The organism is Levilactobacillus lindianensis (assembly GCF_003946095.1).
Taxonomy (GTDB): Bacteria; Bacillota; Bacilli; order Lactobacillales; family Lactobacillaceae; genus Levilactobacillus; species Levilactobacillus lindianensis.
On record NZ_RHOD01000018.1, the window covers coordinates 20,149 to 34,536 of the forward strand.

Annotated in this window: 11 protein-coding genes; all 11 read left to right on the forward strand. The window is 51.0% G+C overall.

Annotated features, from left to right (window positions below; genetic code table 11):
* Positions 1-345, forward strand: a complete 345-nt coding sequence (locus EKM70_RS08105) for a DUF1831 domain-containing protein (RefSeq protein ID WP_125546872.1) — start codon at positions 1-3, stop codon at positions 343-345.
* Positions 346-542: 197 nt separating this feature from the next.
* Entirely contained in the window at positions 543-1,670 is a 1,128-nt protein-coding gene (gene mnmA / locus EKM70_RS08110; RefSeq protein ID WP_125546874.1) for a tRNA 2-thiouridine(34) synthase MnmA, read from the forward strand.
* 264 nt (positions 1,671-1,934) lie between these two features.
* Positions 1,935-2,594, forward strand: a complete 660-nt coding sequence (locus EKM70_RS08115) for a histidine phosphatase family protein (RefSeq protein ID WP_125546876.1) — start codon at positions 1,935-1,937, stop codon at positions 2,592-2,594.
* A gap of 8 nt (positions 2,595-2,602) precedes the next feature.
* A complete protein-coding gene (locus EKM70_RS08120) occupies positions 2,603-3,298 on the forward strand; it encodes a tetratricopeptide repeat protein (protein ID WP_125546878.1) in 696 nt (231 codons plus the stop codon).
* An 18-nt stretch (positions 3,299-3,316) separates the two neighbouring features.
* On the forward strand, positions 3,317-5,836 hold the full coding sequence (gene recD2, locus EKM70_RS08125) for an SF1B family DNA helicase RecD2 (RefSeq protein ID WP_125546880.1): 2,520 nt from the start codon (positions 3,317-3,319) through the stop codon (positions 5,834-5,836).
* A 95-nt stretch (positions 5,837-5,931) separates the two neighbouring features.
* Positions 5,932-6,903: a ribose-phosphate diphosphokinase gene (locus EKM70_RS08130; protein WP_125546882.1), complete on the forward strand. Its 972-nt coding sequence runs from the start codon at positions 5,932-5,934 to the stop codon at positions 6,901-6,903.
* 112 nt (positions 6,904-7,015) lie between these two features.
* Complete coding sequence (locus tag EKM70_RS08135) at positions 7,016-8,662, forward strand: peptide ABC transporter substrate-binding protein (RefSeq protein ID WP_125546884.1); 1,647 nt, start codon at positions 7,016-7,018, stop codon at positions 8,660-8,662.
* A 199-nt stretch (positions 8,663-8,861) separates the two neighbouring features.
* The gene (gene murQ, locus EKM70_RS08140) at positions 8,862-9,773 is read left to right on the forward strand and encodes an N-acetylmuramic acid 6-phosphate etherase (protein WP_125546886.1); all 912 of its coding nucleotides are present in this window, start codon (positions 8,862-8,864) and stop codon (positions 9,771-9,773) included.
* Positions 9,774-9,901: 128 nt separating this feature from the next.
* Entirely contained in the window at positions 9,902-10,912 is a 1,011-nt protein-coding gene (gene rbsR / locus EKM70_RS08145; RefSeq protein ID WP_125546888.1) for a ribose utilization transcriptional repressor RbsR, read from the forward strand.
* Between the two features lie 133 nt (positions 10,913-11,045).
* Positions 11,046-11,963, forward strand: coding sequence for a ribokinase (rbsK, locus tag EKM70_RS08150; RefSeq protein ID WP_125546890.1), 918 nt, complete (start codon positions 11,046-11,048; stop codon positions 11,961-11,963).
* Between the two features lie 305 nt (positions 11,964-12,268).
* Entirely contained in the window at positions 12,269-14,287 is a 2,019-nt protein-coding gene (tkt, locus tag EKM70_RS08155; RefSeq protein WP_125546892.1) for a transketolase, read from the forward strand.
* Positions 14,288-14,388: the final 101 nt, after the last annotated feature.

A 14,388-nucleotide genomic window follows, 5' to 3' on the forward strand; every position in this document is an offset into this window, starting at 1 on the left:
ATGTTATTTAAGAAAGAAATGCAAGTTGATGGGGATACGGACGTTTACGAATTACATCCCAACATCAAGGCCTATGCCTTAAAGGATGTGGGCTTCCAGGTTTCCAACGCGGGTAACTACACGTTGGAACGTTCGGTGGATCCGACCTCACCCTACAACAAAAATCAGATGCTCAAGGTCGTTGTTTCTAAGGACCTGAGTGGGTTTAAGATGTCGACGACGAACGCTTCCGGTAATGCCCGCGTTAACATCTTCAAGGGTCTCCATGCCGAGGGTAATGTGGAACAGTATCACTTCATCATCCAGAACCTCCTGGATCGTGAGATTTTACAAAAAAAGGCGTAGAGCCAAAAAAATTGGCGTTCTCAATCACTGGGGACGTCAATTTTTATGTCGGATGGGTCGGCTAAAATGGCGGCTGGCGTGAAAAGATACGCCAGGCTTGCAATCACCGGGTAAAATAGGTAAACTAGGCAATACTGGATTTATGCGACCTTCAAATCGTAGATTCTCCAGAATCTGATAGAAATGATGGTGATACCATGCAGGACAACAGCCAAACACGGGTTGTCGTTGGTATGAGTGGCGGAGTCGATTCCTCCGTTGTCGCCTTGCGCTTAAAGCAGCAGGGTTACGACGTGATCGGCGTCTTCATGAAGAACTGGGACGATACGGACGAGAACGGTGTCTGTACCGCGACCGAGGACTATAAGGACGTTGCAAAGGTTGCCGCTAAGATTGGCATTCCTTACTACTCCGTTAACTTTGAAAAGGAGTACTGGGACCGCGTGTTCACGTACTTCTTGGACGAGTACAAGAAGGGAAGAACGCCCAACCCCGATGTTATTTGTAACAAGGAAATCAAGTTCAAGGCATTTCTGGACTATGCCCTGGAATTAGGTGCGGACTACATCGCAACGGGTCACTATGCACAGTTGACTCGTGACGAGGATGGTCACTCCCACTTGATGCGGGCCGTTGACCAGAACAAGGATCAGACGTACTTCCTGAGCCAGCTCTCCACGGAGCAGTTGGATCGCGTGATGTTCCCAATCGGGGACCTCGTGAAGCCTCAGGTTCGAGAGATTGCCAAGGAAGCTGGTTTGGCCACTGCTGATAAGAAGGATTCCATGGGGATCTGCTTTATCGGCGAAAAGGGCCACTTCAAGGACTTCTTGAACACCTACCTGCCAGCCAAGCCTGGTAAGATGATGACCGTCGATGGTGAGATCAAGGGCGACCACGCCGGCTTGATGTACTACACTATTGGTCAGCGTCGCGGCTTAGGTATCGGTGGTGACGGTGAAGATAACGAGCCTTGGTTCGTGATCGGCAAGGACCTCACGAAGAATATTCTCTACGTGGGGAAGGGTTACCACAACGAGCACCTGTACGCGACCCATTTGTCTGCTTCCGATATTCACTGGGTGAACACGATTGACCGGGGCACCGATTTCCACTGCACGGCCAAGTTCCGGTACCGCCAAAAGGATACTGGGGTGACCGTTCACTTGAGTGATGATGGCCAGCAGGTCACGGTTGAATTTGACGACCCAGCCCGGGCAATTACGCCAGGTCAGGCTGTCGTCTTCTACAACGGCGACGAGTGTTTAGGGAGTGCCATTATTGACGCTGCTTACAACCAGGACCGCGAGTTACAATTAATCTAAGCATAACTGGGATCTCTGTCATCACTGATGATGGGGGTCCTTTTGATTTACTGAGATTTTCGGGGAGTTGAGTCTTTGAAAATCACGTGAAAACTGGCATAATAGAACCTGTGTGTGCAGGTGATCGGAGGAGAGTCTGATTGCCAGTACAGAATAGCGGTGCGGTTAGGGTCGCCAGGGATTACGGATCGACCAACCGCCACGAGTTAACGTTTTTTTAATCAAAATTCAATTGTGGCATCAGAGAAAGTGAGGCACCAAGTTTTGAAATTATACTTTGTTCGGCATGGTAAGACGCAGTGGAATCTAGAGGGGCGGTTTCAGGGTGCTGGTGGCGATTCTGAGCTACTAACGGCAAGTTACCAGCAAATGATTCAGGTGGGGCGCTACCTGCGTCCTGTTGCCTTTCAGCACGCTTACGCTAGTCCCATCAAACGTGCTCGGGTGACTGCCCAACGCATCATTAAGGCCGCCCATCAACGGGTGCCATTGACTTTACTGAGCCAATTGGAGGAATTTCATCTGGGGAAGCTTGAAGGGATGGCCTTTGCGGACGCCCAACAACAATTTCCAGAGGAACTCGCGGCCTTTCGCGAGCATCCCGACCAGTATCGGACGGATCGGATTGGTGGCGAGACCTTTGAAGAGGTCATTGCCCGGATGACCCCGGCGATTCGGCGGATTGTGGCAGCCAACGATGATCCTCAGGCTAACGTCTTAATCGTCAGCCACGGGGCGGCACTGAATGCAGAAATCAATGCCTTATTAGGCACGCCGATCGCGGATCTGAGAAAACGTGGTGGGTTACGAAATACCAGTTTGACGGTGTTGGAGACCACGGATGGTGGGCAAACCTTTAACCTGTTAGACTGGAACAATACAAGTTTTCTGACGGCGCAAGCGACGCCGACGGATACAATTTAGGTGGCACAATGACTGAAAAAAAGCAGGGCCGAGAACGGGACCGTAAAAAAGAACGTTCAGAACAGATGGTTCATAAATTAGTGCAACATATTGATAGTCATCCCGGGGATGCCGACGCCTACTATGAGTTGGCCACGGTCCTGGTTGACTTGAATTCGTTTGACCAAGCCGAGGAGCTCCTGATGAAGGCGCTGGGGTTATTTGCGACGCAACCAGAAACCGTCGAGAAATTACACTATGGGTTAGGGAACGTCTACTACGCGGCCCAGGAATATCCCAAGGCAATCGCGCAGTTCGACCAGTTGAGTCAACATCTCAAGGGAGCCGGATATCTGATGGTGGCGCAGAGCTACATGGCAAGTGGAGACCACAAGCGGGCTCTGGTCTTTGCCTTAACGGCTTTGGCGAGTCAGCCCCAAGATACGGCGACCCTCCAACTCGTGGCGGAGAACTTGTTAGCGTTGGGAAACATGGCCCAGGCGGCGACATACTACGACCAGTTGTTAGCGCTTGTTCCCGACAGTGGCCGGGCCAACTTTGACCGGGGGTTAGTGGCGATGGTCCAGGGAGAACCCTATCAGGCCTACTTTGATCAGGCCAAACGAGAAGATCCAGCTTATTATGAAAAGGGTCAGCAGCGGCTGGCCGACATCGAACGATTCGTCCAAACCCAACGGGGAGCGGACCAGGACAAAGACAAGTAGCGCAAGGAGGCTGACAGCATGACCACCGAATCAATGGATTTACTAGCGGGCGACCAGGGATCGCAGGCCGACTATGTGGTGGGCACCGTCAGCGCCATTTTCTTCACGAGTCAGGATAGTTTTTACAAGGTCATGTTGGTGAAGGTTTCGGAGACCAGTCTGGACTGGCACGAGGATGAAATCGTGGTGACGGGGAATTTTGCCGACATCAAGGACGATGTGACCTATCGCTTCACTGGTAAGCGCGTCGAACATCCCAAGTATGGGGTCCAGTTTCAAGCGGATAATTATCAGAATGAAACGCCAACTTCGCGTAGCGGGGTGATCGCCTATCTCAGTGGTCCGGATTTTCCGGGATTAGGGAAGAAGACTGCCGAGAAGATCGTCGACGCCTTAGGAACCAACGCAATTGAACTTATTTTAGACGATAGTAACGTGTTGGCCCCCTTGGGACTGTCACCGAAGATTGTGGCGACCCTAGTGAGTCAATTGCAAACGAATAATGGAATGGAACAGATCATTATCGGCCTCAATAGCTATGGCTTCGGGAGTACCTTGGCGGCGGCAATCTATAACCGTTACCAGGAAAAGACCCTGGACGTCATTCACGAGAACCCGTACCAGTTGGCCGAGGAGATTACCGGGGTGAGCTTCAAGCGAGCCGATCAGATCGCCACCCAATTAGGTTATGCTGCCGATCGCCCGGAGCGCTTGCAAGCCGGGTTGCTTCAGACACTGACGGACCTGTCCGTGGCCAACGGCGATACCTTTACGACGGCAAAGCCCCTGTTGAATCAGGCGTTGAGTCTGTTGGAAAATTCCCGCAACGTGCGGTTGAATCCGCAGGCCTTGGCGGACCAGCTTCTGGAGTTGGCTAAACAACAGAAGGTTGTGGGCGATGACCAGCGGATCTACCTCAAAGCCTTGTATGATGCAGAATGGCAGGTGGCCGAACACCTTCAACGACTTCTGCAGGCGGATACGTCGCAACATGATTACGATGAACAGAGCATTGCCAAGCAGATTCGACTCGTTGAAAAGCAATTAGACATTGTCTACGACGAGTCACAAACGGCAGCTCTGGCGGCGGCTGTACAGGCCAAAATTCTGCTATTAACCGGGGGACCTGGGACCGGGAAAACGACAATCATCCGGGGCCTGGTCCAACTGTATGCCCGGCTCAATGATTATTCTTTAGATATTAACGACTACAAGGATCAACCGTTTCCTATTCTGTTGGCGGCACCAACTGGTCGAGCGGCCAAACGGATGAGTGAAGCCACCGGGTTACCGGCCAGTACGATTCACCGGCTGCTCGGTCTGACGGGTCGTGAGGCCGATCTGGACGCCGCGGCGACCAAGGATCTTGAGGGCGGGCTCTTAATTGTCGACGAGGTATCAATGGTTGACGTCTATCTGATGAAGACGCTACTACGGGCAGTGCCCGTGGGAATGCAGGTCATCTTGGTCGGGGATAAGGATCAACTGCCGTCGGTGGGGCCGGGGCAGGTCTTTCATGACCTCTTAGCCAGTCAACAATTGAAAAAAATTCAGTTAGATACCATTTATCGGCAAGGGGATGGGTCGTCGATTATTCCTTTGGCCCATGCGATTAAGGACGGTCGGTTGCCTGCTGACTTTACCCAGAATCAAAAGGACCGGTCGTTCATCGCTTGTCGCACCAACCAGGTTGAGAGTGTCATCGATCAAGTCGTTGCCAAGGCCCATGCCAAGGGCTTCACGGCCAGTGATATTCAAGTCTTGGCGCCCATGTATCGGGGGGCGGCTGGGATCGATCGCTTGAACGTGGTTCTGCAAGATATCTTGAATCCCCGCAAATCGGAACGGCAGAAGCAGGTGGAATTTCGCCAGCAGCAGTTCCGTATCGGAGACAAGGTGTTACATCTGGTGAATAGCCCCGAAAACAACGTCTTCAATGGTGACATCGGGACGATTACGGGGATTGACCTGGCGAGTGACAAGCACAGTAAGGTCAAGTCCGACCAACTCACGATCGCCTTTGAACAGACCGAGGTCACCTATGCGCGCAACGACTGGAACCGGTTGACCTTGGCCTATTGCATGTCGATCCATAAGGCGCAAGGGTCCGAGTTCAAAATGGTGATTTTACCCATGGTGGCCCAGTACAATCGGATGCTCCAGCGAAACCTACTGTATACGGCGATTACCCGGGCCGCGGATATGTTGATTCTACTGGGAGAGCCACAGGCCTTTGAGACCTGTGTTAAGAATCTTTCGGTGAACCGGCATACCACGTTGAGTGAACGGATTGCGACGGTCTTGGATCCGGACGGGGAACACACGCCAACACCGGTATCCAGCGCGGCGACGGAGCCTGCGAAGGCTGATGAATCAATGACGACAGCCGCACCAACGGCGGTACCCGCCGACTCACCAAAAGCAGAAGATCAGCCGGTGTCCAACCGCTTAACTCTGGCCATGATTACGGGTCGCCAGGTCGATCCCATGATAGGGATGACCGGTGTGACCCCGCAACAATTTATGGCAAAGCCCTAAAAGTCTGGCTTAAGCGTTGCGTTTACGGAAAAAGATTGCGATAATATAGGCAGTAAAATATAAACGAATTGTGGTGAACCCACTGGGAGGCTGTTATGGCAGAACATGTCGAAGCTGGTAAAATGAAAGTCTTTGCGCTGAACTCTAACCGGCCACTTGCTGAAAAGATTGCGAAAGCCGCTGGTGTCACGCTCGGTAAGGCAACGATCAAACACTTTAGCGATGGCGAAATCCAGATTAGTATCGACGAAAGCATTCGAGGCGACAAACTCTTTATTATTCAATCCGTCTCGGATCCGGTGAACACCAATCTGATGGAACTCTTAATCATGGTGGATGCTGCTCGACGGGCAAGTGCCGCTAAGATTAACGTCGTAATCCCGTATTACGGCTATTCACGTGCCGATCGCAAGGCCCGTTCACGTGAACCAATTACCGCAAAATTAATTGCATCATTGCTCCAAATGGATGGGGTTGATCGGGTGATTGCCCTGGATCTCCATGCCGCGCAATTACAAGGTTTCTTCGATATTCCAGTTGACCATTTACAGAGTGATCACTTATTGACGAGTTACTTTGAAAAGAGTCCAGATCTCGTTGATGAAGACATCGTAGTCGTGGCTCCTGACCACGCGGGTGTCAGTCGAGCTCGGCGGTTAGCGGAATTATTAGGTGCCCCGATTGCCATTATTGACAACCGGACGGATACCGAGAATGCGGCCCATCCGGATGCCGTGATTGGGGATGTCCGTGGCAAGCACGCCATCCTGGTTGATGATATTATTGACACGGCGTTACGGATTACGGTTTCGGCGGAGGCACTGATGGCAGCGGGTGCGGCAGATGTATATGCTTGTGCCACCCATGCCGTATTGTCCGGCGATGCGACGAAACGAATCAATGAGTCCTCATTGAAGAAAGTGGTCTTCACCGATTCGATTCAGTTGCCCGCAGAGAAGCAAAGTGATAAATTTGTGATCTTGTCGGTTGGCGACCTATTCGGCCAGGCCATCGACTTGATTTACCATCAGGAACCGGTAGATTCATTGTTTCACCGGGTTCCCTAGGCCTTAAACAATAGTGAGTTAGGACGAGAACCGTCACTCAGGTGATGGTTCTTGTTTTGTGATGATCTGGGATTTTATAGTGACAATAAATGATTGAGGAGTGACTAAAATTTTGAAGGGTAAAAGAATTGTGGCCTTAATGGGCTTGACGATGGTGGTTATTGGGGCGCTCAGCGCTTGTGGCCAGTCATCGTCATCTAAATCGACGGGGAAGTTAGCGAGCAAGCAAATCGTTAAGCTGGCAACGAAGTCAGAAGTGACGACGTTGGATGTGTCCAAGGCGTCGGACTCCACAAGTTTGACGCAGTTGTACCATACGCAAGAAGGGTTGTATCGCCTCGGCAAGAATGAAAAGGTCATTAATGCCATGGCAACGAAGACCACGGTCAGCAAGGATGGGACGCAGTATACCTTTGACTTGCGGCACAATAACCGTTGGAACGATGGGAGCCGTGTGACTGCCAAGGACTATGTCTATTCATGGCAACGGACGGTTAACCCCAAAACGGCGGCGGAATATGCCTACCTCATGGCTGGAATTAAGAACTATGATGAGATTCAGAGTGGTAAGCTCGCTCCCAGCCAATTGGGAGTAAAAGCCACTGGTAAGTATCAGTTACAGGTCACTTTGAGCAAGCCCGTGGCTTACTTCAAGCTGTTATTGGCCTTCCCAACCTTCTTCCCGCAGGAACAAAGTATGGTTGAAAAGTATGGTAAGGACTACGGGCATGGGAGCGAGAAGACTGCCTACGATGGGCCATTTACGATGACTAAGTGGCAGGGAACCGACCAAAGTTGGACCTTGGTTAAGAACCGTCATTTCTGGGACAAGAAGCAAATTACCCTGCAGCAGATGAAATTCCAAGTTGTGGCCGATCCTTCAACGGGACTGAGTCTCTACCAGAAGCACGAGCTGGACGCGACAACACTGGATGGCACGCAGGTGGCCAACTTAAAGAACAATCCAGCCATGAAGACTTATGTTGGTGGAACCATGTACTACATGCAGATGAACCAGAAGCATGTGAAGGCCTTAAAGAACGTTAAGGTGCGACGGGCGCTATCCTTAGCCATCAACAAGCAGCAGTTGGCGAAGAAGGTTCTACGGGATGGCTCACAGGCGCCCCAAGGGTTTGTCTCGAATAATCTGAGTCGTAACCCCAAGACCGATGTGGACTTTGCTAAGGATGCCTACGTGAAGGCTGGTGTGGCCTTTGATTTGAAGCAAGCCAAGAGCCTGATGAAAGCTGGCTTAAAGGAGAGCAAGACGGCCACGCTGGATCTTAGTCTGATGACCGACGATACTTCGGTAAGTAAGACGGTGGCCCAGTACATTCAGGCCGAATTGCAGAAGGTGCCTAACGTGAAGATTAGCATCCGCACGTTGCCTTACAAGACGCGGTTGAGCCGTTCAGCTGCCGGTGATTTCGATCTGGTGCTGACGAACTGGGGGGCCGACTTTGCGGACCCGATTAACTTCCTGTCACTGATGCAAACGGGGAATACCAACAACAATGGTGGGTTCTCGGATGCGACGTATGACAATGACTTGAAACGTTCCGAAAATCAGGATGCCAACCAGCCAGCCGCACGTTACCAAGATTTGGTGCACGCTGAGAAGCGACTGATGACGCAGCAAGGGGTCATTCCATTGTATCAACCCGCAACTGTTGAAATGTGGAACACGAAGGTTTCCGGTTACGTTTGGAATCCAGCGGGGATGAGTCGTGGTTATCAATGGATGAAAGTTGAACAATAAAAACGACTGACATGAAAGAAAGTTGAATGATTGAAAGTCCGGGTGAATTTGCCCGGACTTTTTTTGTAAAATCAGCTTAGACCGGGCGCAAATTGAAATGGTCGTTGAAATTATCGGGAAAACATGTTATACCTAACATAGTAATCATGAAAGCGAATACATTATTCGCCATACATAGTGAAAGTTGGAGGTCTACACGATGCATTTTGATGACTTGCTCACGGAACAACGAAATCACCGCTCGACGCACATTGATCGGGAATCGACTTTGGAAATGGTGGCAACCATTAATCGCGAGGACCATCGCGTGGCACGCGCGGTGCAAAAACAATTACCAGAAATCGCTGCTGCGATCGATGCAGCTTTTCCCAAATTCGACGATGGCGGCCGGCTAATTTATGTCGGTGCCGGGACTTCCGGCCGGTTAGGGGTCATTGATGCCACGGAGCTACAACCGACCTACGGGCTAACCGCGGAGCAAACCTTTGGCTTAATTGCCGGGGGAACCGAGGCGTTGACGCATACCATTCAAGCAGTTGAAGATTCGCCAGAATTGGCACAGGATGATCTGGCAGCCGTTAATTTAGGCCCTAAGGATGTCGTTATTGCTAGTGCGGCATCTGGCCAGACGCCTTACACGGTCAGTGCCTTACAGTTTGCCCAGGACCAGGGTGCCCTGGGGATTGGGTTCTCCTGTATCGAGGATAGCCCGTTAGCTAAGTTGGCCGATTATCCTATCACCCCCGTCGTTGGCCCCGAAGTCATTACGGGGGCGACCCTGTTGAAGGCTGGGACTGCGGAAAAAATGGTCTTGAACATGTTGTCGACGGGCATTATGATTAAATCTGGGAAGGTTTATCAGAACCTAATGATTAACGTGGTCCCTTCAAACGGGAAGACCTTTGAACGGGCCAAGAAGATCATTGCCGAGGCCACCCAGACCTCAACATTAGCCGCAGAACGGGCTTTAGACCGGGCAGGTAACAACGTGCCATTGGCGATTGTCTTAATTGAAACCAAGGGAACGATTGCCGAAGCGAAGGCCCTGTTAGGTGCGACGAATGGCCACGTTTCTCAGGCCGTTAAGTTAAACGATAGTCATCAAGATTGACCATCATCTCAGCCATTAGGGGCTACCGTGCGACAAGTACGGTTAGTTCCTAGTGGCTTTAGGGTTAAGCATGAATTGAAACTGGAAAAGGGAAACCTTGAGGATACCTAAACGGTGTGGAGGGTGCTATGACACGGAAAGTAACGATTCGAGACCTCGCGGAAGCCGCTGGGGTGTCAGTCACAACAGTTTCACAAATCTTAAACGGTAAGGGCGAGCGTTTCAGCCTCGAGACTCGGCGCCGGGTGCATCACCTACAAGAAGAATTGGGTTACGTGCCTGATTTCAATGCGCGCAACCTCATTATGAAGTCGGCGCAGACCATTGGTGTTCTGGTCCCTAACTTGGGAAACCCCTTCTTTAGTATGTTCATCCGGGGGGTTCAATCGGCCAGCCGCGAACGACGGTTCATTCCTTTAATTTTCGGGGCGGACCACGACGAGGATCTGGAAAGCTACTACCTGCAGGAACTGATTAAGCGGGCGGTGGATGGGTTAATCATTGCCAGTGCGTCCATTACGGCGGAAGCCATTGATAATATTTTGAAAAAGAATGGGATTCCGTATCTCCTGATTGATCAAAACGGAGGACCAAGTATGGACCGAGTCCGGATCGATGAGGACCACGGCGGCCGATTGGCGGCGGAACATCTGCTATCATTAGGGCACCGCAAGATTGCGGTAGTTATGCCGGAAAATGCCACGGAAAACTTGCAAATTCGTTTGGCTGGCTTCAAAGACCGTTTGGCTCAGGATGGTGTGGACCTACCGGATGACGCAATTATCCTATCGCCAATGTCCAAGCTCGGTGGTTACCAAGCGTCAGCCGATGTGCTGGCCCTTTCAGCCACGGCAGTCTTCGCCATTAACGATGAAACAGCCATGGGGCTGATTCGGGGGCTTCACGAAGAAGGCAAACGAGTTCCCGAGGATGTCTCGGTGATGGGGTACGATGATATCGACTTTGACGAGTATATTGTCCCGAAGCTCAGCACCGTGCATCAACCGGTAGTGACAATGGGGCGGCAGGCGACCATGCTTCTGATCAATCGCATTCAAAACACCCGGCAGGCCCCACAGGCCGTGGAGTTACCGGTGGACTTGAAGCAACGTGAGAGTACCGGGCCAGCCTCGTCCTAATTTTTTATCAATTGGGACTTGTAAGCCCTTTCGAAAAATGATACGCTAGTGACAAGAAAGCGAATTGCCGCGCGTGTCGGTAGTGAGTAAAACGTTTTACGAACGGAATATGGTTAAGGAGTGGAATTTATTTATGGCAAACAAAGTAACTGTTCTTGGAAGTCTCAACGTGGATACAACTTTACGGGTACCTCGCATGCCGTTACCCGGTGAAACTTTGTCAACTGAAAACAAAAGTAGTGCCGCTGGTGGTAAAGGTGCCAACCAAGCCGTCGCAGCCGCACGTGCCGGTGCCGAAACACGTTTTATCGGTAAGGTAGGGAACGATGACGCAGGGCGCTTCATGGTAGAATCTCTGCAAAATGATGGTATTGATACCAGTGCTATTGTCACGGACCAAACCGTTGGGACTGGTTCTGCTTTCATCCTCTTGGATGAAGCAGGTCAAAACAGTATCTTGGTTTATGGGGGGTCCAACCAACAGATCGAAGAAAAAGAAGTGTTGGCCGATGAAGATGACATCGCCAACGAAGACTTCTTGATCACGCAGTTTGAAACGCCACAAGCTGCCGCTTTAACTGCCTTTAAGGTGGCTAAGAAGCATGGTGTGACGACGATCTTGAACCCAGCTCCAGCTGCCGAGATCAGTCCTGAACTGTTGACCTTCACCGATTTAGTTGTGCCTAACGAAACTGAAAGTGCTGATTTGACGGGTATTGAAGTGACCGACGTGGCTTCAATGGATGCCAATGCTAAGAAGTTCCGTGAAATGGGTGTTAAGAACCTGATCATCACGGTTGGTAGTAAGGGTGCTTACTACGCTACCGAAAAGGCATCTGGCTTCGTGCCAGCCTTCAAGGTTAAGGCCGTTGACACGACCGCTGCCGGTGATACTTTCATTGGTGCCTTGAGTTCACAATTGAAACCTGACCTGAGCAACATTGAAACGGCCTTGGTCTTTGCCCAACGTGCCAGTTCATTGACGGTTCAAGGATTAGGGGCTATGCCTTCAATTCCAACCTACGACCAAGTGGTTGAAGCAAGTAAATAAGTTTTTCTGAAAATGATTCGTAAATTAAACGATCCTTTCCAAGACTTTTGGAAATGGGTCGTTTTTTTTGCGGTCAGGAAAGACAACCGGTTGCAATATTATCAAAGCGGTCTATCTGAATATTAAAGATTATCTTAATTATAAACCGCGTCAATTTAACTTTCTGCAAGATGGTTGCATTATTTGTGATGAATTGGTATAGTTATGAAAGTCGGGGAGGAATTCCCTGAGATTATTGGCACCTAATCTATAAATTTCCGTTGACCGTGAGCTGTCCGGCCAACCAAAGTGAGGTTAATGAACAAATGTTGAATGAACAATCGGCACCAATCAAATTTGATGAAGTGGACAATCAAGCAGTAACGGCCGTACGGATGTTAAGCATGGATATGATTTCTCGGGCCCATTCCGGGCACCCTGGATTACCATTAGGAGCGGCTCCCATGGCTTATGTGCTGTTTTCACGGCATCTGCGCGTTGATCCATCTTTCCCACAATGGTTTAATCGCGACCGGTTTGTCTTATCGGCGGGTCACGGATCGGCCATGCTCTACAGCTTGCTACATCTGAGTGGCTTTGCCATTACCCGAGAAGACCTGATGAGCTTTCGGCAATTGGGGAGTAAGACACCGGGTCATCCCGAATATGGCGTGACGCCTGGTGTTGATGCCACGACCGGCCCGCTGGGTCAGGGGATTGGAATGGCTGTGGGAATGGCCATTGCTGAAAGTCACTTGCGGGGTGTTTACAATCGTCCCGATTACGACGTGGTTGATCACTATACTTATGCACTGTGTGGCGATGGGGATTTACTTGAAGGGGTTGCGGCTGAGTCTGCGAGTTTAGCCGGGCAACTGCAATTAAACCGCCTGATCGTCTTATATGATTCAAATGACATTTCACTAGATGGCCCGCTGACCAATGCCAGTCATGATAACGTCGGTGAACGTTTCCAGAGTTACGGGTGGAACTACGCACGGGTTGCGGACGGTAATGACCTTGAAGCAATCGATGCGGCTATTCGGTCCGCAAAGCAAAACACGGGCGGCCCAACCTTGATTGAAGTGAAGACACAGATTGGGGCCGGGAGCCCTAAGGCCGGCACAAACAAGGTTCACGGTGCGCCATTGAATGACGAAGATCTTGCCGCTACTCGCGACTTCTATCACTGGAATGAAGATCCTTTCACAGTACCCGATGCCGTTACTGAACGCTTTATGAGTACCATTAAGGCACGTGGTTGGGCAAACCACCAATCATGGTCTAGCCTGATTGCCCGGTACTCTAAGGCAGAACCCGAGCTGGCTAAGCAATTTGCCCAAGGTGTTAGCCAAACGCTTCCAGCCGGCTACACAGACAATGTGCCAACATATTATAAGAAGGATGCCTTGGCTACGCGGGCTAGTGGTTCTCAAGTCTTACAAGAATTGAGCAAGTCGTGCCCGAACCTGTGGGGTGGATCCGCTGACCTGTTTAGTTCAAACAAGACAGCCATTGCTGGTGCCGATCGGTTCAGTCCTACGAACCGGCAAGGCCGCAACCTCTGGTTTGGGGTACGGGAGTTTGCTGAAGCTGCTGCCATGAACGGGATTGCATTGCATGGTGGGACCCGCGTTTATGGATCGACGTTCTTCGTTTTCTCCGATTACATGAAGCCAGCCATGCGGTTAGCTGCACTGCAACAATTGCCAGTGATTTACGTCTTAACGCATGATTCTCTGGCAGTTGGGGAAGATGGGCCAACTCACGAACCGGTAGAACAGTTGGCCGCGCTGCGTTCCATTCCTAACCTGACCGTTTTCCGGCCAGCCGATGGTAATGAAACGGCTGCTGCTTGGGAGGCCGCATTGGAAACAACGGACCATCCCGTGGCCTTGGTTCTGACACGGCAGGCTCTGCCAACCTTACCACTTCCGGCAGCCAAGGTTCACACCGGGGTTACGCGTGGAGGCTATGTCGTTCGGGATGCTAAGGATGATGCCGAGGGGATTCTGATGGCTTCCGGGTCTGAAGTTCAATTGGCGTTACAGGCTCAGGAACGGTTAGCCGAATTGGGACACGACGTTCGTGTCGTTTCCATTCCTAGTTTTGAGACCTTCAACGACCAGAGCAAGGACTACCAAGAAGCTGTCTTGCCAATGAAGCTTCGTCGCCGTGTGGCGGTCGAAATGGCAAGTGGATCAAGCTGGTATCAATTCGTTGGTCTGGATGGGGTCGCCTTGACTCAGAATGACTTTGGGGCCAGTGGTAAGGGCGAAGAAGTCATTGCCATGGCCGGCTTTACAACTGACAAGGTCGTTCAAGCCTACTTGCAACTTAAATAATTTCACGTTATGTCCTCTGGACCGGGTTGGCCTTCCGCAGCTAGCCCGGTTTTTTCGTGGGGGCGGGCCTAGTAAGTTGACTGATTTATTGGTATATTGGG